Genomic DNA, 23,977 nt, shown 5'->3' with positions numbered 1-23,977 from the left:
CTTCTCCTATCGCGGAAGCTTTATCTCCGGGTGGTAGAGGTCGATCCAGGTCGCCAGGGAGAGGGTCTGTTCGAGTTGGCGGCGGGCCGTCGCGTCGGCGGCGTCAGCCAGTTTCCGGACTGTCTTGCGGTCCACCAAGTCGAATACGGGGTGCTGCGAGGACAGCAGGTCGCGGACCTGATCGGCCAGCGTCACGACGTACGCCGGGTCCTGGGTCTGCGGGTACGGCGATTTGCGCCGGTCCACCACCGACTGCGGCAGCACGTCCTGGGTCGCGGCGCGGAGCAGGCTCTTCTCGTGCCCGTCGAACGTCTTCAGCGACCACGGCGTGTTGTATACGTATTCAACGAGCCGGTGGTCGCAGAACGGGACGCGGACCTCGAGCCCGACGGCCATGCTCATCCGGTCCTTGCGGTCGAGCAGGATCCGCACCATCCGGGTGAGGTGCAGGTAGCAGACCTTCCGCATCGCCCACTCGTCGTCGGACTCGCCGTCGAGCCGTTCCACCTCGCGGACCGCGTCGGCGTACCGATCTCGCAGGTGCCCGCCGAGGTCCAGCTGCTTGAGTATGTCCTTGCGCAGCACGTGCGTCTGGTTCGGAGCCCGGCGAGACGCCATATACGCGATCCACGGGAAGATCGGCCGGTTCCGCACCTCGGGTTCGTGGAACCACAGGTACCCGCCGAAGACCTCGTCCGCGGACTCGCCCGACAGCGCGACCGTCGACTGCTCGCGGATCGCCGAGAACAGCAGGTACAACGATCCGTAGATGTCGCCGCTGAGCGGGGCGTCGTTAGCGCGCACGACCTTGCGGCGGATCTCCGGGTCGGTCAGCGCCGCGTTGTCGAGCACGATGTCGGAGTGCTGCGACTGGACGAGGTCCGCGACGTCGTGCACGTACGGCGTGTCCGGCGTACCGCGCAACTCGTCCGGCTGGAAGTTCTGCTCGTGCCCGACGAAGTCGACAGCGAAGCTGCGGACCTTCCGCCCCTCCTCGGCGAGCTGGCCGGCCGCGAGCGCGGTGATCGCGCTGGAGTCGAGGCCGCCGGACAACAGCACACACTTCGGTACGTCGGCCACGAGCTGGCGGCGGGTGATGTCGTCGAGCAGCTCGCGGACGCGCGCGACCGAGGTCTCCTGGTCGTCGAGGTGCCGCCTGGTCTCGAGTCGCCAGTACACCGTGGTGTGGACGCCGTTCCGGTCGACCGTCACCACGGTCCCGGGCTCGACCTCGTGCATGCCGGCCCACAGCGAGGCGCCGGGCGTCTTGGACATGGTCAGCATTTCGCGCAGGCCGTCGGCCTCGACCACGGCCGGTACGGCGGGGTTCGCGAGGATCGCCTTCGGTTCGGAGCCGAACAGGACGCCGTCCGCGGTCGGGTAGTAGAAGAACGGCTTGATGCCCATCCGGTCGCGGACCATCACCAGGGTCTCGTTCCGCGGGTCCCAGATCGCGAGCGCATACATGCCGTTCAGGTGTTCGGCGAACGACGTACCCCATTCGACGTACGCGCGGAGCACGACCTCGGTGTCGGAATCGGTCGTGAACGGGTGACCGCGGCGGCGGAGCTCGTCGCGGAGCTCGGTGTAGTTGTAGACCTCACCGCTGTACACCATCCCGAGCGTCGCGCCGGGGACTTCCGTCGTCATCGGCTGCTCGCCACCCGGGAGGTCGATGACCGCGAGCCGGCGATGGCCGAGCGCGACGTGTCGCGAGTACCAGGTGCCGCGCGCGTCCGGTCCGCGACACGACATCGTCTCGGTCATCGCGTCGACGACCGCCCGCTCCGCCTCGAGGTCCTGCCGGTACGCCACCCATCCGGTGATGCCACACATACAGTCACTCCGCTCGCTCGGGAGATACATTTTCTTCCAATGTATTTCTCGCGCAGAGTGACACAAGGGTTCGTTTCCGTGAGCAAGATCTCAGAGGTGTACGGCGACCACGCCAAGCGCGAAGGCGGTGCCCGCGAGCCCGAGCATCGTGGTCGCCAGGCGGATCAGCCGCCGCTGCAGACCGGGCAACTCGTCGGTGGTCGCGAACACCCGCTGCGGCCAGTGTCGCCATGACACGTACCAGAAGATGCCGCTGGCAACCAGGAGCAGAACCCCTTTGACCACGTGGAGCTGCCAATGGTTGTGGTTGATCAGCAACAACCCGATCCCACTGGCCGCGATCGCCGCGATCAGCCCGACCACCTTCCACCGATTGCCCGAGGCAATCACTGTGGTCAGCGCCTCACGCCCGTCGGCATCCGCCCCGAAGTACTTCTTCAACTTCGGCTGCACGACGAACAGCGAGTACCCCATCCCACCCACCCACGCAGCCGCCAACCCGACGTGAATGATCGCCAACACCGCCGTAGTCACACCGGAACTGTAGCCTCGCGCAATGACCGAGGTTCAGGTACTACATCGAACCGGCCAGTGGTGCCGGGGATGGCGGCTCGGTGATGTCGTCGCCTATGACGTGCGGATTCTGCCGCAGTACCAGGTTGCCGGTCGGCCCACGGTCGACCGGAGTTACTTGCTGCTCGGCGAAGGGGTCCAGTTGACAAAGCCCGCTGTCTTCGAGGGCGCGATGGAGGGCTGGTGGTACGTCGACCTCGTCGAGATCGAGCACAGCGACGCCGGGCTGGTCGTGCACGACTTGTACGCCGATCTCCTGATCCCGCCCGCGGCGAACCGCTACCAGGTGCTCGACCTCGACGAACTGGCCGAAGCGCTGCAGGCCGGCGCCATCACGCCCGCGCAGTGCGCCACCGTCCTCACCAACACCCAACGCTTCATCAACCGCTACCTGCGTGGTGAGGAGGAAGGGCCGGTCGGCCCGGCGCAAAAGTTCCCGCCGGGGGAGGTGTCGGCCCTGGAACAGCTGCCCTCCCTCCTGGAGTCAGACGCCAGCAGGCCCCCGGTGCAGAACCGGGGGCCTGGCAGCGGAACGCCGTAGTACTCAGTCCTCGTCGGACTTGCCGGACTCCAGGTTGGACTTGATCAGGTCCATGACGGTGGAGTCGGCGAGGGTGGTGACGTCGCCGACCTCGCGGTTTTCGGCGACGTCGCGCAGCAGGCGGCGCATGATCTTGCCGGAGCGGGTCTTGGGGAGTTCCGAGACGACCATGATCTGGCGCGGCTTGGCGATCGGGCCGATCTCCTTGGCGACGTGGTTGCGGAGTTCCTGGACCACGTCCGGGCCGCCGTCGCCGGCCTCCGAGCGGAGGATGACGAACGCGGCGATCGCCTGACCGGTAGTCGGATCCGACGCGCCGACGACCGCCGCCTCGGCGACCTTCGGGTGCGAGACCAGCGCCGACTCGATCTCCGTGGTCGACAGCCGGTGCCCGGACACGTTCATCACGTCGTCGACCCGGCCGAGCAGCCACAGGTCGCCGTCCTCGTCCTTCTTCGCGCCGTCGCCCGCGAAGTACACGCCCGGCCACCGCGACCAGTACGTGTCGACGAACCGCTGGTCGTCGCCCCACAGCGTGCGCAGCATCGCCGGCCACGGCTTGGTGATCACCAGGTACCCGCCGGAACCGTTCGGCACCGGGTTGCCGGCGTCGTCGACGACGTCGACGTTCACGCCCGGGATCGCCTTCATCGCGGCGCCCGGCTTACCGGCGGTGACGCCCGGCAGCGGCGAGATCATGTGCATACCGGTCTCGGTCTGCCACCAGGTGTCGACGACCGGCGCCTTGTTCCCGCCGATGTGCTCGCGGTACCAGATGTAGGCCTCCGGGTTGATCGGCTCGCCGACCGACCCGATCACCCGCAGCGAGGACAGGTCGAACTTCGCCGGGATGTCGGCACCCCACTTCATGAAGGTCCGGATCGCCGTCGGAGCGCAGTACAGGATCGACACCTTGTACTTTTGGATGATCTCCCACCAGCGGCCCTGGTGCGGGGTGTCCGGCGTCCCCTCGTACATCACCGACGTGGTCGCGTTCGCGAGCGCGCCGTACACGATGTAGCTGTGCCCGGTGACCCAGCCGATGTCGGCCGCGGTCCAGTAGACGTCGGTCTCCGGCTTCAGGTCGAACACGCCCCACTGGGTGTACGCACAGCCGACCAGGTAACCACCCGTGGTGTGCAGGATGCCCTTCGGCTTGCCCGTCGTACCCGAGGTGTACATGACGTACAGCGGGTGCTCGGCGTCGAACGCCTCCGGGGTGTGCTCGGTCGACTGCTTGCCGACGAAGTCCTCCCACCACAGGTCGCGACCTTCGACCATGGTGGTGTCCTGACCGGTACGGCGGACGACCAGCACGTTCCGCACGTCCGGGGTGTCCTCGAGCGCAGCGTCGACGGCCGGCTTCAGCGCGGCCGGGGCGCCACGGCGGTAACCGCCGTCGGAGGTGATCACGACGCGCGCGTCGCAGTCCTGGATCCGGCCCTTCAGCGCGTCCGCGGAGAACCCGCCGAACACGACCGTGTGCGGAGCGCCGATCCGGGCGCAGGCGAGCATCGCGACGACCGTCTCCGGGATCATCGGCATGTAGATCGCGACCCGGTCCCCGGCCCGCACGCCGAGCTCGATCAGCGCGTTCGCGGCCTTGCAGACCTCGTCCTTGAGCTGGGCGTAGGTGATCTCGCGGGTGTCACCGGGCTCACCCTCGAAGTAGTACGCGACCTTGTCGCCGAGACCGTTCTCGACGTGCCGGTCGACGCAGTTGTACGCGGCGTTCAGCTTGCCGTCGGCGTACCACTTGGCGAACGGCGGGTTGCTCCAGTCCAGCACCTCGGTCGGCTCGGTCGCCCAGGTCAGCCGCTTCGCCTGCTCGGCCCAGAACCCCTCGAAGTCGGCCGCGGCCCGCTCGTAGGCGTCCGCCTTCAGGTTCGCGTTCGCGGCGAGCTCGGCCGGCGGCTCGAACCGTCGCTCCTCGTGCATCAGGTTCGACAGTGCCTCGGACTGCGGTGGTTCTTGATTCGTCACGTCGACGGCTCCTCATCGCTGGCTTCGGCGCGCCGGCGCGCCCGGTTACCTTTCTACCAATGCAAACCCTTGCAAGGAACCGGGGTATCGCTCAGCCGCGCCGATTCTGCGCCGAACCGAACCTCTCCCGGGCCAGGCGGCCCCCGTCGCAGGCTCAACGGGCGAGCAGGGTCGAGCGCGAGCGCGACCAGCTTCGGCGTGGACATGGGCGCAGGTTAGGGGCTGGCGGGTCAACTTCGGCGTACGGCGGAACCGAACGGGCCGGCCGTGCATCGGAGTTGATGTGAAGCCGATGCAATCGCAGCTGCCGACCGAAGTCACCGGGGAACGCCGGAAGATCTCCCGCGCCGCCCGGCGCCGGGTGCACGCCCGCGAGCTCCGGGTCCGCCGCACTCAAAAGGCAACCCGCGCCCAACTGCCCGCCGCCTGAGGGTTCTCGACCCGAGGCACCTCAGCCTGGGGGTCCGCGGCCCGATCTGGGGAGGGTTTTGCGCCCGAGCCGGGCAGAAATCCTCCCCGGGTGCCTTACCCCTGGTGGTGGCTCAGGAGCTTGGTGAGGATCGCGGTCAGGCGGGTGCGGTCGGTGGCCGACAGCGCGCCGAAGATCTCCTCCTGCGCCTTGCCGACGAGCGTCGTCAGGCGGCGCTGGTGCCGCTTGCCGGCCGTGGTGATCGTGATGACGTTGCGGCGGCCGTCGGCCGGGTCCGGGCTGCGCTCGACGTACCCGTCGTTCTCCAGCTCGTTGAGCGCGGCAACAACATCGCTGCGGTCGATCGAACTGCGCCGCCCGAGCTCCGCCTGGCTGGCCGGCCCGAACTCCACCAGCGTCGCGAGCAGGCGGAAGTGGTACGCCCGCGCGCCGCCGGCCGCGAACGACTCGGCGACAATCCGCTGCGCCTGGGCAGCACTCTGGGTCAGCAACCAGCTCGGCAATTGGGTCAGGGCGCTCGGCGTCTGCTCATCCACCCGCGCAGTCTAGGTCGTCAACGGTTCGCGGCCGGCTGTCTATTGGCCGTGCCCACGAATTGCTGGAGCTGATTCGCGCGCGTCGAGGAGTTCGTCCCAGTGTTCCTCGGCCCAGTCGCAGAGGGCGCGGAGCGGCTCCAGCAGGCTGCGGCCCAGCGCGGTGAGCTCGTAACTGACGCGGCGTTCGTACTCCGTCCTGCTGATCAAACCGTCCCGCTCGAGCGCGCGCAGCGACTGGGTCAGCATCTTCGGGCTGATCCGCGCGAGCGGGATGCGGAGTTCGGAGTATCGCCGCGGGCCGTCCGCCAGGCAGCGCAGGATCATCCCCGCCCACTTGTCGCCGCCGATCCGAAACGGCAGCACGGTCGACGGGCAGATCTCGTCGAACATGTCCGCGCGCAGGGCAACCATTCCTCCAAGGTATCCAATCGGTAACCACCCGCTCTTCTACGGTCGCCGTACCACTTGATGAGGAGGTTGCGGTGAGCAAGATTCTGGTCATCGGCGCACGAGGACGGGCCGGCTCGGCAGCGGTCGCGGAGGCGCGGGAACGCGGCCACCAGGTCGTCGGCGTCGCGCGAACTGCCGGCACTGGGCTTCTGGTTGGGGACGTGCTGGATGCGGGGCGGGTCGCGGAGTTGGCGGCCGGGCAGGATGCCGTGATCGCAGGCGTGTACGACGCTGCGCCCGACTTCTTCCCGCGGGCGTCGCGGGCGCTCGTCGACGGATTGACCAAGGCGGGCGTACAGCGGCTCGTCTGGGTCGGGTTGGCGTCGGTGGTGCCGACCACGGTCGGCCCGCTGGTGCTCGCAAGGTATCCGGAGGAGTACCACTCGCTGTTCCTCGGTCACCGGGCCGCACTGGACGTGTTCGCGGAGTCGTCCCTCGACTGGGTCTCGATCGCCCCGTCCGGAGACTTCGACCACGCGGACCCGTCCCGGAAGGGCCACTATCGCGCCGCGCGGCCGGACGCGCGGGCGCTGATCTCGTACGCCGACTTCGCGGTCGCGCTCGTCGACGAGGCGGACCAACCGACCCGGCACCGGGAGGCGTTCGGCGTACTGGTCTAGATGGGTCCCTCGCGGGACTTCGTCTGCGGGCGATAAGTTCAGGGCATGGCTGGGGCCGAGGAGTACTTGGACAAGGCGTTGGCGATCGCGCACCGAGCGGCCGAGACGCAGCTAGGACCGATCCGCATCGCCGCCGGGCTGGTCGCCGACGCGCTTGCCGACGGCCGGACGTTCTGGGTGTTCGGGACGGGCCACAGCCACACGCTGGCCGAGGAGCTGTACGGGCGCGCGGGCGGGCTGGCCGACGTACGCGCCATCCTCGAACCCGGCCTGATGCTGCACGAGGGCCTGCAGAAAAGCTCCCTCCTCGAGCGGCTGCCCGGACTTGCCGAGGTCCTGCTGGAGGTCAACCCGCTCGAAGCCGGCGACGTACTGCTGATCGCCTCCAACTCCGGGCGCAACGCCGTACCGGTCGAGTTCGCGTTGGGCGCTCGGGAACGGGGTGTTCGCGTGATCGCGCTGACGTCGTTGGCCCACTCGAACGCCACCCCCTCCAGAGCCCCCAACGGCCAACGCCTCTTCGAAACCGCCGACGTAGTAATAGACAACTGCGGCGTCCCCGGCGACGCCCTGATCACCGTCCCCGGTACGCCCGACCCCACCGGCGCCACGTCCACACTGGTAGGAGCCCTCCTCCTCCAGGCCCTCACCGTGGAAGTAGTCACCCGCCTGACAGACCGAGGCCAACCACCCAAGGTCCTACGCAGCCTGAACGTATAGGCCGCCCACGCGCTACGCGGCCGCCAGCCTCGTCGCGACGCTCCTCAGACGCACCCGCTCCACCCGCTCCCACCCACCCTCCGGCTTGCGCCGACAATTCTCGCTTCCGGCTCGCGCCGCGGAGTTGCCGGCTGGCGCCGGGGGTTGCGGCTTGCGCCGCGGACTTGCCGGCTTGCGCCGGCTTGTTGCGAGCTGGCGCTCGCGAGTGACCACGAAGCCGCCGCGCTTCGACAGGTGAGCGTGGTGATGTGGCTCGGTGCACATAGCCGCACGTGGCGGCGCATCGTCAACACACCGCCGCCGAGTGATTGGTCAGTTTCGGAGGGCCGCTTCTGCGAATTCATCGGGTCCTGCATACGCAGCGATCTGCTATCACCACTCGACTCGGAGTCACCATTCAGGAGAATTCGCCAGCATCAAAGGCAATCCGACGAACTTGCGAATTCACGGGGCATTTGATCACTCAGCCGCATCCACATATCCGCTTGCTGCCCAACGCCGTTTGCACGAAGGACCCACTCCGGCAGCGCTGGAAACGGACTGCCAACACCCAGCCGGGCCGGCAGCTGGTGACTCGCTGCAAAGAAGCCTGAGAAACGCACGCCAGCACAGCCACCCCACACCACCTCGACCAACCGAAGAACATTCACCAAGCAGTCACCCGCGAGCGGCAGCTCGCAACCCGTCGGCGGCAGCCGACAACACCCGGCGCCAGCCGGGAACTCCGCCAGCGGCAGCGGGAAACACCCGGCACTCGCCGGAAACAAACCAGCGCCAGCCGGAAGCGAATGTGCCGGCGCAAGCCGGAGGGTGGGTGGGAGCGTGTGGAGCGGGCGCGTCTGAGGAGCGTAGCGACGAAGCTAGCGACCGCGCAGCACGCGGGGGCTGACCACAGCAACCAGCCACCACATCCACCAACCGAAGAACACCCGCCAAGCAGTCACCCGCGAGCGGCAGCTCGCAACCCGTCGGCGGCAGCCGACAACACCCGGCGCCAGCCGTGAACCCCACCAGCGGCAGCTGGCAACACACGGCGCTCGCCGGGAACCCCGCCAGCGGCAGCTGGCAACACCCGGCACTCGCCGGAAGCAAACCGGCGGCAGCCAGAAACGAATGTGCCGGCGCAAGCCGGAGGGTGGGTGGGAGCGTGTGGAGCGGGCGCGCCTGAGGAGCGCAGCGACGAAGCTAGCGACCGCGCAGCACGCGGGGGCTGACCACAGTTGCACGCGGGGGTCGACTGCAGGTGGCACGCGGGGGCTGACTGCAGGTGGTGCGGTTGCTGAGGGAGCGGCTCAGGTGGCGCGGTAGGCGACGGTTATGTCGTAGCGGTCTGAGCGGTACGTGGAGATGCCGAACTCGATGACCTGATCGGAGGCGGTGCGGGGGGCTGAGGTGATGATGAGGCAGGGGGTGGTGCTGTCGATCTCGAGGAGTTCGGCGTCGGACGGTTCCGGTGGGGCGGCGACGATCGAGGCGGAGACCATGCCCAGCGTTACGCCGTACCGGGTGGCGAGGACCGTGTACAAGGACTTCTCGGCGAAGTCGATTTCGTCGAGGCCGGGGTAGCGGTTCAGGGAGAGGGTGGTGCGTTCGATCGCCATCGGGTCGCCGTCGGCGGTGCGGAGGCGGACGAGGTGCAGGACGGGGGTGCCGATCGGTTCCTCGAGTTCGCGGGCGAGGTGTTCGTCGGCGGCACCGACGCGGTGTTCGAGGACCTTGGCGCCGGGCTCGATGCCGCGGTTGATCATGTCCTGGGTGAACGACGAGGCGAGCATCCGGGACGGACGCGGTTCGGCGACGAAGGTGCCGCCGCCGGGGCGGCGGGCGGCCAGGCCCTCGGCGACCACCCGGTCGACCTCCTGCCGGACGGTCATCCGGGCCACGCCGAAGCGTTCGGCGAGGACGCGCTCGGACGGCAGCACGGTGCCGACGGCCAGCGAGCGGGTGAGGTTCTCCAGAATCTCGCGAATCTGGTCACCCTTCGGGCGGTCCGTGCGGAGCTCGGTGGGGAGCTCGGCGAGGTCGCCTGGGTTGTTCCGTGGGCGGGCCATGAGGTCAGTATCCCTGGGAATCTGGCCGGCAAACCGGTTGCCGGGGTACGCGGGCCGCGGTGTCGTACCGCGCAGACCGTCCGCGACCCCGTTGTCCCGGACGACCATGTCAGCACGACTGTAACGTCCGCTGCCATCCAACGGCCAGCGACCGTCCACAGGCTCAGGCAATTCCCAGCGGGAGTAGTTTTGACGCTATGACCCCGGCACAGTTCGTACAGGAGACGTCGTCGACCGGCGAATGGAAGCGGCAGGGCAACAGATTCACCGGCCGGATCAGCCGGGAGTCATCTTCTGCCCCGGGCGAGGGCCCGGACGAGCAGGGCCGCTGGCCGGTCGAAGCGGGCCGGTATCGACTGGTGGTGAGCCTTGCTTGCCCGTGGGCGCACCGTTCGATCATCGTCCGCCGGCTGCTCGGTCTGGAGGACGCGATCAGCCTCGCGGTCGTGGACCCGATCCGGGACGAGCGCGGCTGGCGGTTCACCCTCGACCCCGACGACCGCGACCCGGTGCTCGGCATCAAGTTCCTGTCCGAGGCCTACCTGCACACCGACCCGTCGTACGACGGCCGCGTGACTGTGCCCGCGATCGTCGACACGGTGACCGGCCAGGTGGTCACGAACGACTACCCGCAGATCACGCTCGACTTCTCCACGGAGTGGACCGACTTCCACCGCGCGGACGCACCGCAGCTGATCCCGGCGGACAGTGACACCAGGTCCGAGATGGACCAGCTGATCGAAGAGATCTTCCGCGACGTGAACAACGGCGTCTACCGCTGCGGTTTCGCGACCAGCCAACAGGCGTACGGGACGGCGTACGACGACCTGTTCGCCCGGCTCGACGTACTCGAGGACCGGCTGAAGGACCGTACGTACCTGCTCGGCGACACGGTCCGCGAGGTCGACGTCCGGCTGTTCACGACGCTCGTCCGCTTCGACGCGGTGTACCACGGCCACTTCAAGTGCAACCGCCAGAAGCTCACCGAGTTCCCGAACCTGTGGGCGTACGCACGCCGCCTGTACCAGCTGCCCGGCTTCGGCGAGACCGTCGACTTCGACCAGATCAAGCGGCACTACTACGTCACTCACGACAACATCAACCCGACGCGGATCGTCCCGAAGGGCCCGGATCCGCGCGTCTGGACGGCCTAGGCCGCGAGCGCGGCCAGGGCGGCAACCACGGCAGCCTTGAGCTGCGCCCGCGTCGCCCCCGCGCGCGAGCGCAGGTTGATCGCGTACGCGAGCAGCGTGAGCATTTCCGCCGCCCCGGCCACCTCCACCCCGGACCGCAATTCATCGTTGCTCTGAGCAACAGTCAACGCAGCCACGAACGAATCGCGCAGTACGGCGTGATGCTCGGAGAGCACGGCCCGTACGGCGTCCGGCGGGCTTTCCGTGTTCGCGTTCGCCATCATGCATCCCCAGCCGGCGTACTCCCCCGACAGCCGTAACCGCAGCAGCTTGTCGAAGAACGTACGCACCGCCGCCAGCCCGCGTCCGTCCGCGGCGAGCTGGTCGAACATCGGCCGCGACCGGTGCTCCAGGTACCGCCGGGCGGCCGCAGCGTAGAGCGCGTCCTTGCCGCCGAACGCGTTGTACAGGCTCGACCGGCTCAGCCCGGTGGCCGCGACGACGTCCTGGATCCCGGTCGCCGCGCTCCCGCGTCGCCAGAACAACTGCTCGACCGCGGCCAGCGCGGCGGCCTCGTCGAAGTGTTTGACATCCGGCATACTTAGCATCATATCTTGGAACGACCGATCCAAGATGAGGAGTCCTGATGATCGACGTACTGGTGCTCGACGTCAACGAGACCCTGACCGACATGGAGCCGTTGCGGGACGGTTTCGAGGCCGCCGGGCTCCCCAGGCACACACTCGACGAATGGTTCGCGGCGGTCCTCCGCGACGGTTTCGCACTGACGGCGGTCGGCGCGTACGCTGCTTTCCGTGACCTCGCCGCAGATCTCCTGACGGCACACCTCGTCGCGGCCGGCCTCGAACCGACGGAGGAAACCGTAGGAAACGTACTCTCCGGCTTTACCCGGCTGCCACTGCACACCGACGTGGCCCCTGGTCTGCAAAAGATCCACGAGGCCGGCATTCGCATTGTCACGCTGACGAACGGCGCGGCAGCAATGTCCGAAAACGTGTTCAAGAACGGCGGAATTCTTTCCTTCCTCGAACACCGACTCGACGTCTCGGTGCCGCAACACTGGAAACCGCACCCGGACGCCTACCGGTACGCTGCCGACGTCTGCGGGGTGCCGGTGGAACGGATGGCCCTCGCCGCGGTGCACCCGTGGGACATCGACGGCGCCCGCCGCGCCGGCCTGCAGGGCTACTACATCGACCGCCGGAAAACGCCGTACCCACAGGCCTTCCGCGAGCCGGATCTGACCGTGCCCGATTTCGAGGCGCTGGCGGTGGCGATCAGCAGGTAAAATCGGGCCCAGGGTGTGCCGGGAAGTCTGGTCGGCGTCCGTCCGAACGACCCCGAAAACGAAGGGCCGACATGAGCCAGCACCCGCGGATCCGGCAGAAGAAGCGCGCGTTCCCCCGGGTCCTCGGGCGGGAACGCGCATTCCTCGCCGACACCCTGCGAGCCGAGACCACCGGCGGCCTGTTGTTGCTCGCGGCCACGATCGTCGCGCTGGCCTGGGCGAACTCGCCGTGGCAGGACGCGTACCACCACCTGCGGGACGCGCAACTCGGTCCACTGACCGTCGAGGGGTGGGCGTCGGACGGGGCACTGACACTGTTCTTCTACCTGGCCGGTGTCGAGCTCAAGCGTGAGCTCGTGGTCGGCTCGCTGTCGAAGCTCAGCGAGGCCGTCGTCCCGGTCGTCGCGGCAGTCTCCGGAATGGTGCTTCCGGCAATCATCTACGTGGTCACGAACCTGGTCGCGAAGGACGGCAACCCGCACGGCTGGGCGGTGCCGACCGCGACCGACATCGCGTTCGCGCTGGCCGTCCTCGCGATCGTCGGTTCCTCGCTGCCGAGTGCGCTGCGAGCGTTCCTGCTGACGCTCGCGGTGGTCGACGACTTCGGCGCGATCCTGATCATCGCGGTGTTCTTCTCGCACGGATTCCACCTGCTGTCGCTGCTCGCCGCGCTGGTCCTCATCGCACTCTGGTACGTCCTCCAGCGCCGCCGCGTCCGTACGCCGTTCCTCTATGTGCCGATCGCCATCGGCGCCTGGTGGTTCATGCACGAGTCCGGGATTCACGCGACCATCGCCGGGGTCGCGCTCGGACTGGTCACCCGGGTGGTCGCGGATCCGGGCGAGAAGGATGCGCCGGCCGAGCGGATCGAGCACCGGCTGCGGCCGTGGTCCGCGGGCGTCGCCGTACCGGTGTTCGCATTGTTCGCGGCGGGCGTCACGTTGAGCAGTGGCGCCGTCCGGGAGATGCTGACCGACCCGGTCGCGATCGGGGTGGCGGCCGGGCTGTTGTTCGGGAAGGCGATCGGAGTGTTCGGCGGGTCCTGGCTGACCGCACGCTTCACCCGGGCCGAGCTGAACTCGGACCTGGCCTGGCGCGACGTCGCCGCCGTCGCGGTGCTGGCCGGGATCGGATTCACCGTCGCGCTGCTGATCGCCCAGCTCGCTTTCGGGTCGGACGCGGCCCAGATCGAGCGCGCGAAGGCCGCCGTACTGGTCGCCTCGGTGCTCGCCGCACTGCTCGCGAGCCTGCTGCTGGCTCGCCGCAACCGCGCGTACGCCGATTGACCACGGGCACTGACGGTAGGGTCGAGGCTGTCCGGAAGGAGTTGCGATGTCGATGAATGGGGACGAGCCCACGGTCGGCCAACTGGTCGCGAACGTCAGCAAGGAACTGTCCAGCCTGGTCCGGAGCGAGGTCGAGCTCGCCAAGACCGAGCTGAAGAAGACCGCGGTCGCGGCCGGGACCGGAGCGGGGATGTTCGCGGGAGCCGGGTTCCTCGCGCTGCTCGCGGTCATCCTGCTGTGCATCTCCGCGGCGTACGGCTTGGTCGCGGCCGGCCTGCACCCGGCGATCGCGTTCCTGATCGTGGCCGGTGCGTTCCTGCTGATCGGCGCGGTCCTGGTCCTGATCGGGATCCGGGCGCTGAAGAGCGCGAAGGGCCCGACCCGGACGATCGAGACCTCGAAGGAGTCCGTCGAGGTGCTGAAGGCGATCGGCAAGGGCCACGACGACACCACGTACGCGCTGCCCGAGACGGGCGTACGGCGCTGAGCCCGGCAGGAGTCGTCGACCTGCTGGTCGACGGCCCCTGGTCGCACTCACTGGTCGCGGCCAACGGGGCACGGTTCCACGTCGCCGAGTCCGGCGCGGCGGACGATCCACTTGTCCTGTTCCTGCACGGCTTCCCGGAGTTCTGGTGGGCCTGGCGGTACCAGTTGCCGGTGGTCGCGGCCGCCGGATACCGCGCGGTCGCGATGGACCTGCGCGGGTACGGCGCGAGCGACAAGACGCCGCGTGGTTACGACCCGTACACCGCGGCCGCCGACGTATCCGGCGTGATCCGGTCGCTCGGCGCGGCCGACGCCGTGGTGGTCGGCCACGGATGGGGCGGGTTCATCGGGTGGTCAGCCGCCGTACTGGCGCCACGTCAGGTGCGCGCGCTGGCTGCCGTCTCCGCGCCGCATCCATTGCTGCTCACCCGCTCCGGGCAGAGGAAGGCGGTGGCCCGGACCGCATGGTTCCAGTTGCCGATCCTTCCGGAGCGCCGGCTGCTGGCGCACGACGGCATACACATCGAACGTTTGCTGCGAGAGTGGGCCGCGCCGGGCGGTACGTTCCCGGACGCGGAGGTGTCGCGCCGGTACCGCGCGGCGCTGCAGGTCTGGCCGGCGCCGCACTGCGCGCTCGAGTACCACCGCTGGTTCGCCCGTTCACGGCTGCGACCGGACGGGCGCAAGTACTCGACCCGGATGCGTACGCCGGTCGCCGTACCGGTGCTACAGATCCAGGGCGCGCAGGATTCGGCCGTGGCACCGACCGCGATCACGCCGCCGCAGTTCGTGGCCGCGCCGCTCCAGCACGAACTCATCAGAACGGCCGGTCACTTCCCGCACGAGGAGACCCCGGAGCTGTTCAACCGGGTACTCCTCGACTGGCTGGCCGCTACCGCGTCCACGAACGCGTCGACAACGTCGCCGTGACCACCCAGCCGGTGCGATGCTTGTCCACGCGGTACTTCGTGGCCGTCCAGTTGCTGCAGTCGTGATGGAGCACGACCTCGACCTCGACGTGCTCGCCCTTCTGCACTACCTCACTGATTTCTGCCCCACCGGTGCGGCGGTCCCGGCAGGACGAGGGAATCGGCGACAGCACGTTGGGGAAGTCGACCGGTGCGGCGTGGACCAGTTGGACGATCAGTAGCCGCTGGTATCTGGAGATCGCCGGTCCCTTCTTCCGGACGTCTGACGGGTCCAGGACGATCACGGACCGCCATCCCGCCGGCGGCCGCACCGTCCGGATCATCGCATTCAGCGAGGCCGCCCAGATCCGCGCATCGTCGGCCTCCGTGCGCGCCGGCACCCTAGTACCTGGCGTCGCGGCCGCGGCTGGTTGCTCGGGCGCACTGGTCCCCGCCCGGCCAACGCCGTACAGGACGCCGGCGAGGACAGCCACGACGGCGGCGGCCGCAAGCAGGATCGGCACCGGGCTGCGGCGCTTGGTTGCCTCGGGCCAACGATCGGCCAAGGGCTCACGAGCTGCGAAGGGCCGGTGGGCTGCGAAGGGCTGATGAGCTGCGAAGGGCTCGTGGTCGGCCAAGGGCTCGCGATCGGTGAAAGTCTCGCGGAGCAGGGTGCCGAGTTCGTCGTCGGTCAGCTTGGGCATGTCAGTGCGCCTCCTCGGCGGACAGGTTGTCGCGCAGGGTCGCCAGCGCGCGGGCGGCGTTCGAGCGGACGGTGGCCGGGCTGACGCCGAGGATCTCGGCGATGTCGGGGTCCGTGAGATCCTCGTAGTACCGCAGGACCAGCACCGCGCGCTGCTTGCGCGGCAGCCGGGCCAGCAGTCGCCAGGTCGCGTCACGCTGGGCCTGCCGGATGCCGTGGTCGTCGTACGTCGCAGGCTCCAACGGCTCAGCGAGCGGTACCTCGCGGTTCTTCAGCAGGCGGCGCCAGCCGAGGTACTCGTTGACGACCATGGTCCGCAGGTACGCCTCGGGATGGTCGAGGCCGCCGATCCGGTCCCACTGCCGATGCGCCCGCGCCAGCACGGACTGCACCAGGTCCTCGGCGTTGTGCACGCTGCCGGACAACATCAGACCGAGGCGCAGCAGCCGCCGCTCCGTCGAGCGCACCACATCGTCCAGCGAAGTCACCGTCACACCCCTTCAATGCGGCGTACGGCGCGAGGTGCTGCATCAGGTACAGGATTGGGTGGAGACGTCTTGGGTGGCGGTCGTGCCGGTGCGGGCGTCGGTGGAGACCTGCTGGGCGGTGAGGACGTAGCCGGTGCGGTTGTCCTCGACGGAGGCGGCGAAGACCACGCCGTACACCGTGCCCTTCGCGGACAGCAGCGGGCCGCCGGAGTTGCCGGGGCGGACCGAGGCCCAGATCGAGAACGCGTCGCGGGTGACCGTCCGGTCGCCGTAGATGTCCGGGCCGCGGAGCCGTTCCTCGGAGCGGATCCGGGCCGGTTCCGCGTCGAACGGACCGTTCTCCGGGTAGCCGAGCACGACCGCGGATGCGTCCGCCGTACCGGTCAGGTCGAACGTCAGCGGCTTGAGGTTCGGGTCGTTGAGCTTCGGCAGGTAGAGCACCGCGATATCGGTCTCCGGGTCGAACACGACGACCTTCGCGTCGTACTTCTTCCCGTTCAGCTCGACCTGGGGCGAACTCACGCCGGCGACGACGTGCGCGTTCGTCATCACGCGCTGCGGGGCGTACAGGAAGCCGCTGCCCTCGAGACCGCGGGAACAGTTCGCGATACCGGTCACCTTCGCGATCCGCGAGTACGCCTCCCGGACCGGCTGCTGCCGCGCGATCGCGCTGTCGGGCGGCTGCGTCTCGCGGATCCGCTCCGGGACGAACGGGTCGAGGAAGCGCGGGAACAGGTCGGTGTTCACCACGTCGTTGAACGACTGCAGCGCCCGGTCCGCGCTGGCGGGCAGTACTTGGTCGACCTTCGCGAGGACCTGCGAACCGCGGACGGCCGACGTCACGCTCGGGATCCGCGCCCCGCTCACCGCGACGCCGAGCACCCACGCGACGATCAGCACCGACGCGGCCGCCAGCGCGGCACCGCCGAGCGCGTCCAGGAACCGGATCGGCTTCCAGGACAGCCGGTTGCGCACCCTGGTGCCGATCATGGCCCCGAAGGTTCGCCCGATCGCGGCCAGCAGTACGACGAGCACGAGGGCGGCGAACGACACCGAAACGCTCGGGGAGAAGTGGTCCAGCACCCTCGGCACACCCCAGACGCCGAGCCCGGCGCCGACGAGCAGACCGACGGTGGCGCACGCGCCCAGCACGAAGCCCTCGATGTACCCCGAGATCGCCACCAGCGCGGTCACGATCAGCAACGCCCAGTCGAGCTTGCTCACTCCACATCCTCCGGCTCAGGCCCCTGCGCTCGGCCGAGGTCGTGCTCGATCGCCGTCATCCGGCGGACGTCCGCGGGCCGGCGCCCTTCGCTGCGCCAGGCCGCCTCGACCAGCCGGTCGGGCAACGGTACGACGTTCGAGGGGTCCCAGTCTCGGTACCAACCGCCGAGCAGCAGCAATTTGTCCAGCAGACCGGCGGTGAAGCCCCAGATGTAGAGGTCGCCGATGGTGAACGCCGGACCGGTGAAACCGCTCGGGTGCACGCAGGTGATCCGGTTCGCCGGGTCGGCGAGCGCGCGCAGCGGTACCTCGTGCACCGACGCCACCTCGGCCGGGTCGACCACCGCGACCGGGGACGGGTCCCGCCACCACGCCAGCACCGGCGACACGCCGAAGTTGCTCACCGGGACCCAGAGCGCCGGCCAGATCGCGAACGGTACGACGCCGTCCGGGTCCAGGCCGGTCTCCTCCTCGGCTTCGCGCAACGCCGTCCGGACCAGACCGGTGTCGCCGGTACCGTCCGCCGGGTCCGCGCCGCCGCCCGGGAACGCCATCTGCCCGGCGTGCTTGCGCAACGTCCAGGCCCGTTCGGTGAGCAGCACCTCCGGGCCATTGTTGCCGTCAGCAAGCAAGATCAGGACGGCGGACTTGCGCACCGACGGGTCGTCCGGGGGCAGGAAGCGGGACAGCAGGTTCGGGTCGACATCCTCCGATGCCTTCTGCAGCGGACGCAGCCAGTCCGGGATGTCGGCGTCGATCACCGGGTCACTCCGAGCTTGTCCTTCAGCAGTTGGTCCAGTTGCTGCTGGGACGTGAGTACGCCGCGGTGCACGTACGCGACCGCGCCGTTCGCGTCGACGAACACCGTCAGCGGCGGGCCGCCGACCTTCAGCGGGCGCTGGATCGCCTTGTCCTGGTCGACGAGGTGCGGGTACCTGAGGCCTTCGTCGCCGGCGAACCTCACCGCGAGCTCCGGGCGCGGGTCGTCGTAGTCGATCCCGAGCATCTTCACCTTGCCGGACTTCGCAAGCGCCGCGAGGTACGGCGCTTCTTCACGGCACGGCCCGCACCACTGCGCCCAGACGTTGATCACCAACGGTCCCCGCAGATCCGCCAGCCGGATATCCGGCCCGTCCCCAAGACACGCCAGACTGACGTCCGGCAACCCGTTGGTCACCGGCGGTTTCGAGGGCGTCGCCGGGCAATCCACCAACTTCCCCGCCCCGGGCTTCCCAACCGCCCCGCCCGCAGCCGGACGCACCCCATCAGCCTGCTGAGCCCCACACCCCGCCAACCCCGCAACCAGCAACACCACCGGCACGCACGCCGCCACCGCGCGGCGCCTTCCACCCCAACCGAGGCGGAAGAAGGCCCGGAGCACTCGCGCGCCGGGGTGTGCTGGGGGAAGCCCCACGCCGGACGGGCCCGGGCGGACCGCCGTACGGCTGCCGCCGAACCACCCACGTGGCGCCTGCGCGCCGCGGCGTGCGGATGGAAGCCCGGCACCCGACAGACCCAGCTGGACCGCCGTACCGCTGCCGCCCAACCACCCACGAGACGCCCGCGTGCCGCGGAGCGGTGTGGCTGCGGTTGCGTTGTGGGGTGGGTGGGTGCCGCGGGGCGACGTACCCGGACCTGCACCGCGGGGCGGACGCGGGTCGGGAGACGGCGTACGGGGTGTTGCGTTCATGCGGGGGTTTTCACCAGTTTGGTGGCTGTTTCGGGGTCGGTGGGGCCTGCGCCGTAGGAGGGGCACCACTGGGCGATGGGGCAGGCGCCGCAGGCGGGCTTCTTGGCGTGGCAGCGGCGGCGGCCGTGGAAGATCAGGCGGTGCGAGAGCATCGTCCAGTCCTTCTTCGGGAATAGGTCGCCGATGATGTGCTCGACCTTGACCGGGTCCTCCTCGGTGGTCCACCCGAACCGGCGAACCAACCGCCCGAAGTGCGTGTCGACGGTGATCCCGGGCACCCCGAACGCGTTGCCGAGCACCACGTTCGCGGTCTTCCGCCCGGTGCCGGGCAGCTTCACCAACTCCTCGAGCTTGGCCGGTACGACCCCGTCGTAGTCGTCGACGAGCGCCTGGCCGAGCTTGATCACGCTGTTCGTCTTCGCCCGGAAGAACCCGGTCGGCTTCAGGATCGACTCCATCTCGTCCCGGTCGGCCTCGGCGTACGCCTGAGCGGTCGGGTACTTCGCGAACAGCGTCGGGGTCACCTTGTTCACCGTGACGTCGGTGGTCTGCGCCGACAGGATGGTGGCCACGAGCAACTCGAGCGGAGTGGTGAAGTCGAGCTCACAGTGCGCGTCCGGATACGTCTCGGTGAGCACCTTGTGCATCTTGCGGGCCCGCCGGACCAGCTGGGTATGCGTCTCGTCGACGAACACGGGAGCCTTGCGGGGGAGCTTCAGCGGGACCACCGGAAGGGGCTCCGCGACACGCGGGGATGGCATGGAGGCAAGCCTACGTGGCGGTGCCGACACCCGAGGAGCTACGGTTTTGGGGCGACCGGGTGTACACATATCGGTCGACGGACGTGGCGGATCCCACGTCCGGAGTCGTGGTCGAAGGTCCTAGGAGGCCAAAAGTGGATGCCGCAGTGCTCCGACAGGCACCGCTGTTCAGTCAGCTCGACGACGAGGCGGCCGACGCGCTGGCAGCCTCGATGACCGAGAGCCGGCTGCGCCGCGGCCAGGTGCTGTTCCACGAGGGTGACTCCGGTGATCGGCTCTTCGTCGTCGTCGAGGGCAAGGTCAAGCTCGGCCGCACCTCCGCCGACGGCCGGGAGAACCTGATCGCCGTCCTCGGGCCGGGGCAGATGTTCGGTGAGCTGTCGCTGTTCGACCCGGGCCCGCGCTCCGCGACCGTCACCGCGGTCACCGATGCCTCGCTGATGTCGCTCACCCACGACGAGCTGCTCCGCTGGCTCGACGGCCGCCCGGCGGTCGCCCGCGGCCTGCTGCTGCAGCTGGCCGGCCGGCTCCGCAAGGTCTCCGACGTGGTCGCCGACCTGGTCTTCTCCGACGTACCGGGTCGGGTCGCGAAGGCCCTGCTGGACCTGGCCAGCCGCTTCGGCCGGACCGCCGACGACGGCGTCCACGTCCACCACGACCTCACCCAGGAGGAGCTCGCCCAGCTGGTCGGCGCCTCCCGCGAGACCGTCAACAAGGCTCTCGCCGACTTCGCCTCCCGCGGCTGGGTCCGGCTGGAGCCGCGCTCCGTCGTCCTCCTCGACGTCGACCGCCTGCAGCGCCGGGCGCGCTAAGCGCTAACCGTTCAAGTAGTCCAACTGGGCCCGCACCGAGCGCTCGGCGGCGGGCCAGAGGCTTTTGTCGACGTCGGCGTAGACGTGCTCGACGACTGCCTCCGGGGTCGTGTGTCCTTCGGCGATCGCGGCGCGGACCTGGTTGAGGCGTTCCTCGCGGTGCTTGAGGTAGTAGGTGAGGACGCCGGTCGGGTCGTCGATCACGGGACCGTGGCCGGGGAGCAGGCGGAGTACGTCGGCCGGCGAGTTCGCGAACGCGCGCAGCCGCTCCAGCGAGTCGAGGTACGGGCCGAGGGCACCGTCGGGGTGGGCGACGACGGACGTGCCGCGGCCGAGCACAGTGTCGCCGGTGAGCAGCGAGCCGTCCTGCGGGAGCCAGAAGCAGACCGAGTCCATCGTGTGACCGGGCGTCGGGAGTACTTCGATGCGCAGGCCGTCCGCGGTGATCACGTCGCCTTCGGAAAGGCCGTGGGCGTGGTCGGTCGGGATCCGGAACTCGGGCTCCACCGCGCGGACGCCGCAGCTCGCCTGGTTCGCGAACCACGCGGCGCCCTCGGAGTGGTCGGGGTGCTTGTGGGTGAGCAGTACGACGGCCACCTGGCCGGCTGCCTCCAGTACGGCACGGAGGTGGTCCTCGAGCAGCGGGCCCGGGTCGACGACGACGGACCGGTCGCTGTCGGGCGCGCGGAGGATCCAGGTGTTCGTACCGTCCAGCGTCATCAGGCCGGGGTTGTCGGCGCGGACGAGCGTGGCGTAGTCCGTGACTTTCATGTGGTCTCCAGGTAGGCCTGATCGCCGTCGACGCGCACCGTGGGCATGATCGTGCGGATCTCCCGGTCGCCGGCCGCGGCCAGGATCGCCGGTACGTCGGCGTACTGCGAAAGCTCGTGGCAGCAGATGTACGTCGGGGGCAGCATCAGCATCTCGCCCGCATCGACCGCGCGCACCGCGTCCGCGGGGCGGATCCAGGTGACCTGGTCGGACTCGCTCGTCACGTCCCGGGTCACCTGCCCGGTGGGGAGGGCGGCGACGAAGAAGGCGGTGTCGTACCGCTTGGGCTCGAACTCCGGGGTGATCCAGTGCGCCCACGGTCGGAGCAGGTCGGCGCGGAGAAGGAGCTGCCGCCGGTGCAGGAAGTCGGCGAACCCGAGCTCACGGGTCTCCAGCGCGACCCGATCCGCCTCCCAGTCGTCGCCCGTGGTGTCGTCCACCACAGCGTCGGGCGAGGGACCCGCCAGCAGTACGCCGGACTCCTCGAATGTCTCCCGCACCGCCGCAGCGACGTACGCCGCCGCAACCGCACCGGAACACCCCAGCCGCTCTCCGAACCACTCCGGCGAAGGCCCCGACCACGAGTCGGCCACGGTCGAGTCGGTCGCATCGACCCGCCCACCCGGGAACACCGTCATCCCGGCCGCGAACGCCATCGTCCGCTGCCGCCGCAGCAGATAGACCTCCGGCGCGGCCGCGTCACGGACGAGTACGACGGTGGACGCCGGCCGCGGGTCGGCCGGCGTACGGGTGCCGCGGGCGTACTCGAGGGCTACCTCGGCCATGCGGCCCGTCATCAGCTCCGATGTCAGGTTCCGCACGAGCTGGTCAGCTGACCTCGACGATCAACTCGACCTCGACCGGGGCGTCCAGGGGGAGAACAGGGACGCCGACGGCGCTGCGGGCGTGCTGGCCGGCTTCGCCGAAGACCTGGCCGAACAGTTCGGAGGCGCCGTTGGCGACCTGGGGCTGGCCGGTGAAGTCGGGGGTGGAGGCGATGAAGGCGACCGCCTTGACGATGCGCTTCACGTTGCCCAGGTCGCCGATCTCCGCCTTGATGGCAGCCAGCGCGTTCAGGGCGCACTGCTGGGCGCACTCGCTCGCGACCTCCGGCGTGACGGCGTCGCCGACCTTGCCGGTGGCGATCAGGGTGCCTTCGCGGAGCGGGAGCTGACCGGACGTGTAGACAAGGTCACCGGTCCGGACCGCCGGCACATACGCGGCGACCGGCTTCGCGACCTCGGGCAGCTTCAGGCCGAGCTCGGCGAGCTTCTCCTCGGGGTGGCTCATTTGTCCTCGATCTCCCGCTTGAAGTAGGCGACCAGGTTCTCCGGGTTCATGCCGGGGACGACCTGGACCAGCTCCCAGCCGTCCTGGCCGAAGTTGTCCAGGATCTCCTTGGTCGAGTGGACCAGCAGCGGCGCGGTGAAGTACTCGAACTTCTTCATGAAGGGGACTCTAGGGCATGTCTACCGACCCCACGCCGTCGCGAGCAGGTGCTCGGTGCGGTGCATCGGCGTGCGGGGGCGAAGGTCTCGATGCGGAGCATCGTGGCCTTTGCACCCGTGCGGCGAGGTGCCGTGCCGAGTGCCGCGCAGTAGGCGTGGGGTCGGTAGACATGCCCTGGCCGTGTGTCCTGCGCCACGTCCTACCCTGGGACGTATGGCGCGACTGCACGTGGTGACCGGCAAGGGCGGCACCGGGAAGACCACGGTCGCGGCCGCGATGGCGCTCGCGCTGGCCGAGCAGGGCAAGCGGGTGCTGCTTTGTGAGGTCGAGGGCCGCCAGGGTCTCGCCCAGCTCTTCGACGTACCTCCCCTCCCGTACGTCGAACGCCGTATTGCGCACGGCCCCGGTGGCGGCGAGGTGTACGCGCTGGCCGTCGACGCCGAGGCCGCCCTGCTCGAGTACCTCGACATGTACTACCACCTCGGCCGCGCCGGGAAGGCCCTCGAGAAAGTCGGTGCGATCGACTTCGTCACCACGATCGCGCCGGGCCTGCGCGACGTACTGCTGACCGGCAAGGTGTACGAGGCGACCCGCCGCAAGGCGCACGGCCGGCTCGCGTACGACGCCGTGGTGCTGGACGCGCCGCCGACCGGCCGGATCGCCCCGTTCCTGAACGTCAACCACGAGGTCGCCGGCCTCGCCAAGGTCGGACCGATCCGGAACCAGGCCGACGCGATCATGGGCATGCTCCGCTCGGACGTCACCCGGATCCACCTGGTCACCCTGCTCGAGGAGATGCCCGTGCAGGAAACGCTCGACGCCGCCGAGCAACTCGAGAAGCTCGACCTGCGGATCGGGTCGATCGTGGTGAACATGGTCCGCAACAGCCCGCTCGACGACGACGCGCTCGCCCTTGCGGTGAAGGAGAAACTGCCCACCGCCGAACTCACCCGCGGCCTGAAGGCGGCCGGCATCACGATCGGTCCGGACCTGGTCCGGACCCTCGCGGCCGAGGCGCACGACCACGCGATCCGGGTCGGCCTCGAACGTGAGAACCGCGACCGGATCGATGCCCTCGGCAAGCAGGTGACCGAGCTGACGCTGCAGCCGGACGGCATCGACCAGGGCGCCCTGCTCGACCTGGCCGAGGAGTTCCGCGCATGAGCCGCCGATCCGGGGCGTGCCCCCAAGTGCAGGCCGAGCTGAGGAGCCGCGCC

28 protein-coding genes are annotated in these 23,977 nt (G+C 69.3%); 11 read left to right on the top strand and 17 right to left on the bottom strand.

All coding sequences use genetic code 11. The features are described from left to right. Positions 1 to 6: 6 nt before the first annotated feature. Positions 7 to 1,836 carry an asparagine synthase (glutamine-hydrolyzing) gene (gene asnB, locus FB475_RS18050; protein ID WP_141857401.1) on the bottom strand — a complete coding sequence of 610 codons (1,830 nt, stop codon included), beginning with the start codon at positions 1,834 to 1,836 and terminating at the stop codon, positions 7 to 9. A 90-nt stretch (positions 1,837 to 1,926) separates the two neighbouring features. Next, complete coding sequence (locus FB475_RS18045) at positions 1,927 to 2,370, bottom strand: hypothetical protein (protein WP_141857400.1); 444 nt, start codon at positions 2,368 to 2,370, stop codon at positions 1,927 to 1,929. 22 nt (positions 2,371 to 2,392) lie between these two features. Here FB475_RS18045 and FB475_RS18040 point away from each other — a divergent pair, with 22 nt between their 5' ends. Then, on the top strand, positions 2,393 to 2,950 hold the full coding sequence (locus FB475_RS18040; protein ID WP_141857399.1) for a ribonuclease FAU-1 family protein: 558 nt from the start codon (positions 2,393 to 2,395) through the stop codon (positions 2,948 to 2,950). A gap of 3 nt (positions 2,951 to 2,953) precedes the next feature. On the opposite strand, the gene acs is transcribed toward FB475_RS18040, so the two are convergent. Next, positions 2,954 to 4,888 (bottom strand): acetate--CoA ligase, encoded by a 1,935-nt coding sequence (acs, locus tag FB475_RS18035; RefSeq protein ID WP_141858041.1) that lies wholly within the window; start codon positions 4,886 to 4,888, stop codon positions 2,954 to 2,956. Between the two features lie 337 nt (positions 4,889 to 5,225). On the opposite strand from acs, the gene FB475_RS36820 reads away from it, so the two are divergent. After that, positions 5,226 to 5,363, top strand: a complete 138-nt coding sequence (locus FB475_RS36820; protein ID WP_185759292.1) for a hypothetical protein — start codon at positions 5,226 to 5,228, stop codon at positions 5,361 to 5,363. A 95-nt stretch (positions 5,364 to 5,458) separates the two neighbouring features. On the opposite strand, the gene FB475_RS18030 is transcribed toward FB475_RS36820, so the two are convergent. Together FB475_RS18030 and FB475_RS18025 are read right to left on the bottom strand one after the other, a co-directional pair. Beyond that, the gene (locus FB475_RS18030) at positions 5,459 to 5,899 is read right to left on the bottom strand and encodes a MarR family winged helix-turn-helix transcriptional regulator (RefSeq protein ID WP_141857398.1); all 441 of its coding nucleotides are present in this window, start codon (positions 5,897 to 5,899) and stop codon (positions 5,459 to 5,461) included. 39 nt (positions 5,900 to 5,938) lie between these two features. After that, a complete protein-coding gene (locus FB475_RS18025; RefSeq protein WP_141857397.1) occupies positions 5,939 to 6,310 on the bottom strand; it encodes a winged helix-turn-helix transcriptional regulator in 372 nt (123 codons plus the stop codon). A 71-nt stretch (positions 6,311 to 6,381) separates the two neighbouring features. On the opposite strand from FB475_RS18025, the gene FB475_RS18020 reads away from it, so the two are divergent. After that, a complete protein-coding gene (locus FB475_RS18020) occupies positions 6,382 to 6,969 on the top strand; it encodes an NAD(P)-dependent oxidoreductase (protein ID WP_141857396.1) in 588 nt (195 codons plus the stop codon). A 45-nt stretch (positions 6,970 to 7,014) separates the two neighbouring features. Next, positions 7,015 to 7,689, top strand: a complete 675-nt coding sequence (locus FB475_RS18015) for a sugar isomerase domain-containing protein (protein ID WP_141857395.1) — start codon at positions 7,015 to 7,017, stop codon at positions 7,687 to 7,689. 1,292 nt (positions 7,690 to 8,981) lie between these two features. On the opposite strand, the gene FB475_RS18010 is transcribed toward FB475_RS18015, so the two are convergent. Continuing rightward, complete coding sequence (locus FB475_RS18010) at positions 8,982 to 9,740, bottom strand: GntR family transcriptional regulator (RefSeq protein WP_141857394.1); 759 nt, start codon at positions 9,738 to 9,740, stop codon at positions 8,982 to 8,984. A gap of 197 nt (positions 9,741 to 9,937) precedes the next feature. Here FB475_RS18010 and FB475_RS18005 point away from each other — a divergent pair, with 197 nt between their 5' ends. Beyond that, the gene (locus FB475_RS18005; RefSeq protein ID WP_141857393.1) at positions 9,938 to 10,894 is read left to right on the top strand and encodes a glutathione S-transferase family protein; all 957 of its coding nucleotides are present in this window, start codon (positions 9,938 to 9,940) and stop codon (positions 10,892 to 10,894) included. On the opposite strand, the gene FB475_RS18000 is transcribed toward FB475_RS18005, so the two are convergent. Beyond that, positions 10,891 to 11,472, bottom strand: a complete 582-nt coding sequence (locus tag FB475_RS18000; protein WP_141857392.1) for a TetR/AcrR family transcriptional regulator — start codon at positions 11,470 to 11,472, stop codon at positions 10,891 to 10,893. The two genes, FB475_RS18005 and FB475_RS18000, sit on opposite strands and share 4 nt — an antisense overlap. A gap of 47 nt (positions 11,473 to 11,519) precedes the next feature. Between FB475_RS18000 and FB475_RS17995 the strand changes: the two genes are divergently transcribed. From FB475_RS17995 to FB475_RS17980, 4 genes are all read left to right on the top strand, one after another. Beyond that, a complete protein-coding gene (locus tag FB475_RS17995; RefSeq protein WP_141857391.1) occupies positions 11,520 to 12,182 on the top strand; it encodes a haloacid dehalogenase type II in 663 nt (220 codons plus the stop codon). A gap of 71 nt (positions 12,183 to 12,253) precedes the next feature. Further along, positions 12,254 to 13,468 carry a Na+/H+ antiporter NhaA gene (gene nhaA / locus FB475_RS17990; RefSeq protein WP_141857390.1) on the top strand — a complete coding sequence of 405 codons (1,215 nt, stop codon included), beginning with the start codon at positions 12,254 to 12,256 and terminating at the stop codon, positions 13,466 to 13,468. A gap of 46 nt (positions 13,469 to 13,514) precedes the next feature. Continuing rightward, positions 13,515 to 13,955 (top strand): phage holin family protein, encoded by a 441-nt coding sequence (locus tag FB475_RS17985; RefSeq protein ID WP_141857389.1) that lies wholly within the window; start codon positions 13,515 to 13,517, stop codon positions 13,953 to 13,955. Further along, positions 13,952 to 14,884, top strand: coding sequence for an alpha/beta fold hydrolase (locus tag FB475_RS17980; RefSeq protein WP_141858040.1), 933 nt, complete (start codon positions 13,952 to 13,954; stop codon positions 14,882 to 14,884). Before FB475_RS17985 ends, FB475_RS17980 begins: the two co-directional genes overlap by 4 nt. Here FB475_RS17980 and FB475_RS17975 read toward each other — a convergent pair. From FB475_RS17975 to nth, 6 genes are all read right to left on the bottom strand, one after another. Then, positions 14,847 to 15,566, bottom strand: coding sequence for a hypothetical protein (locus tag FB475_RS17975; RefSeq protein ID WP_141857388.1), 720 nt, complete (start codon positions 15,564 to 15,566; stop codon positions 14,847 to 14,849). The two genes, FB475_RS17980 and FB475_RS17975, sit on opposite strands and share 38 nt — an antisense overlap. A 1-nt stretch (position 15,567) precedes the next feature. Next, the gene (locus FB475_RS17970) at positions 15,568 to 16,053 is read right to left on the bottom strand and encodes a SigE family RNA polymerase sigma factor (protein ID WP_185759291.1); all 486 of its coding nucleotides are present in this window, start codon (positions 16,051 to 16,053) and stop codon (positions 15,568 to 15,570) included. A gap of 42 nt (positions 16,054 to 16,095) precedes the next feature. After that, complete coding sequence (locus FB475_RS17965; protein WP_141857386.1) at positions 16,096 to 17,277, bottom strand: MarP family serine protease; 1,182 nt, start codon at positions 17,275 to 17,277, stop codon at positions 16,096 to 16,098. Beyond that, complete coding sequence (locus FB475_RS17960) at positions 17,274 to 18,038, bottom strand: NUDIX hydrolase (protein WP_141857385.1); 765 nt, start codon at positions 18,036 to 18,038, stop codon at positions 17,274 to 17,276. Before FB475_RS17960 ends, FB475_RS17965 begins: the two co-directional genes overlap by 4 nt. After that, on the bottom strand, positions 18,035 to 18,454 hold the full coding sequence (locus FB475_RS17955) for a TlpA family protein disulfide reductase (RefSeq protein WP_141857384.1): 420 nt from the start codon (positions 18,452 to 18,454) through the stop codon (positions 18,035 to 18,037). The genes FB475_RS17960 and FB475_RS17955 overlap by 4 nt, the downstream gene beginning before the upstream one ends. Before the next feature lie 509 nt (positions 18,455 to 18,963). Then, complete coding sequence (gene nth, locus FB475_RS17950; protein ID WP_141857383.1) at positions 18,964 to 19,728, bottom strand: endonuclease III; 765 nt, start codon at positions 19,726 to 19,728, stop codon at positions 18,964 to 18,966. Positions 19,729 to 19,862: 134 nt separating this feature from the next. On the opposite strand from nth, the gene FB475_RS17945 reads away from it, so the two are divergent. Then, a complete protein-coding gene (locus tag FB475_RS17945; RefSeq protein ID WP_141857382.1) occupies positions 19,863 to 20,540 on the top strand; it encodes a Crp/Fnr family transcriptional regulator in 678 nt (225 codons plus the stop codon). 3 nt (positions 20,541 to 20,543) lie between these two features. Here the strand turns inward: FB475_RS17945 and FB475_RS17940 are convergent, their stop codons facing one another. Genes FB475_RS17940 through FB475_RS17925 form a run of 4 tightly spaced genes read right to left on the bottom strand, consistent with a single transcriptional unit; the run spans position 20,544 to position 22,759 of the window. Next, positions 20,544 to 21,311, bottom strand: a complete 768-nt coding sequence (locus FB475_RS17940) for an MBL fold metallo-hydrolase (RefSeq protein ID WP_141857381.1) — start codon at positions 21,309 to 21,311, stop codon at positions 20,544 to 20,546. Further along, positions 21,308 to 22,108 (bottom strand): NUDIX hydrolase, encoded by an 801-nt coding sequence (locus FB475_RS17935; RefSeq protein ID WP_141857380.1) that lies wholly within the window; start codon positions 22,106 to 22,108, stop codon positions 21,308 to 21,310. The genes FB475_RS17940 and FB475_RS17935 overlap by 4 nt, the downstream gene beginning before the upstream one ends. Positions 22,109 to 22,139: 31 nt before the next feature. Next, on the bottom strand, positions 22,140 to 22,601 hold the full coding sequence (locus tag FB475_RS17930) for a RidA family protein (RefSeq protein ID WP_141857379.1): 462 nt from the start codon (positions 22,599 to 22,601) through the stop codon (positions 22,140 to 22,142). After that, positions 22,598 to 22,759 (bottom strand): Sp36 family protein, encoded by a 162-nt coding sequence (locus FB475_RS17925; protein ID WP_130386959.1) that lies wholly within the window; start codon positions 22,757 to 22,759, stop codon positions 22,598 to 22,600. The genes FB475_RS17930 and FB475_RS17925 overlap by 4 nt, the downstream gene beginning before the upstream one ends. A gap of 214 nt (positions 22,760 to 22,973) precedes the next feature. On the opposite strand from FB475_RS17925, the gene bagA reads away from it, so the two are divergent. Then, positions 22,974 to 23,924 carry an ATPase BagA gene (gene bagA / locus FB475_RS17920; RefSeq protein ID WP_141857378.1) on the top strand — a complete coding sequence of 317 codons (951 nt, stop codon included), beginning with the start codon at positions 22,974 to 22,976 and terminating at the stop codon, positions 23,922 to 23,924. Positions 23,925 to 23,977: the final 53 nt, after the last annotated feature.

Source organism: Kribbella jejuensis (assembly GCF_006715085.1).
In the GTDB taxonomy this organism is placed as follows: domain Bacteria; phylum Actinomycetota; class Actinomycetes; order Propionibacteriales; family Kribbellaceae; genus Kribbella; species Kribbella jejuensis.
The sequence above is the reverse complement of the archived record's forward strand: the minus strand, read 5'-3'. Positions and strand labels throughout refer to the sequence as shown.

Coding starts and splice junctions, on each gene's coding strand:
- FB475_RS17930 (WP_141857379.1), bottom strand. CDS start 22,601: ATGAGCCACCCCGAGGAGAAGCTCGCCGAGCTCGGCCTGAAGCTGCCC.
- FB475_RS17975 (WP_141857388.1), bottom strand. CDS start 15,566: ATGCCCAAGCTGACCGACGACGAACTCGGCACCCTGCTCCGCGAGACT.
- nth (WP_141857383.1), bottom strand. CDS start 19,728: ATGCCATCCCCGCGTGTCGCGGAGCCCCTTCCGGTGGTCCCGCTGAAG.
- nhaA (WP_141857390.1), top strand. CDS start 12,254: ATGAGCCAGCACCCGCGGATCCGGCAGAAGAAGCGCGCGTTCCCCCGG.
- FB475_RS36820 (WP_185759292.1), top strand. CDS start 5,226: ATGCAATCGCAGCTGCCGACCGAAGTCACCGGGGAACGCCGGAAGATC.
- FB475_RS18000 (WP_141857392.1), bottom strand. CDS start 11,472: ATGCCGGATGTCAAACACTTCGACGAGGCCGCCGCGCTGGCCGCGGTC.
- FB475_RS17995 (WP_141857391.1), top strand. CDS start 11,520: ATGATCGACGTACTGGTGCTCGACGTCAACGAGACCCTGACCGACATG.
- bagA (WP_141857378.1), top strand. CDS start 22,974: ATGGCGCGACTGCACGTGGTGACCGGCAAGGGCGGCACCGGGAAGACC.
- FB475_RS18025 (WP_141857397.1), bottom strand. CDS start 6,310: ATGGTTGCCCTGCGCGCGGACATGTTCGACGAGATCTGCCCGTCGACC.
- FB475_RS17925 (WP_130386959.1), bottom strand. CDS start 22,759: ATGAAGAAGTTCGAGTACTTCACCGCGCCGCTGCTGGTCCACTCGACC.
- FB475_RS18040 (WP_141857399.1), top strand. CDS start 2,393: ATGACCGAGGTTCAGGTACTACATCGAACCGGCCAGTGGTGCCGGGGA.
- asnB (WP_141857401.1), bottom strand. CDS start 1,836: ATGTGTGGCATCACCGGATGGGTGGCGTACCGGCAGGACCTCGAGGCG.
- FB475_RS17985 (WP_141857389.1), top strand. CDS start 13,515: ATGTCGATGAATGGGGACGAGCCCACGGTCGGCCAACTGGTCGCGAAC.
- FB475_RS18005 (WP_141857393.1), top strand. CDS start 9,938: ATGACCCCGGCACAGTTCGTACAGGAGACGTCGTCGACCGGCGAATGG.
- FB475_RS18010 (WP_141857394.1), bottom strand. CDS start 9,740: ATGGCCCGCCCACGGAACAACCCAGGCGACCTCGCCGAGCTCCCCACC.
- acs (WP_141858041.1), bottom strand. CDS start 4,888: ATGCACGAGGAGCGACGGTTCGAGCCGCCGGCCGAGCTCGCCGCGAAC.
- FB475_RS17940 (WP_141857381.1), bottom strand. CDS start 21,311: ATGAAAGTCACGGACTACGCCACGCTCGTCCGCGCCGACAACCCCGGC.
- FB475_RS17935 (WP_141857380.1), bottom strand. CDS start 22,108: ATGACGGGCCGCATGGCCGAGGTAGCCCTCGAGTACGCCCGCGGCACC.
- FB475_RS18015 (WP_141857395.1), top strand. CDS start 7,015: ATGGCTGGGGCCGAGGAGTACTTGGACAAGGCGTTGGCGATCGCGCAC.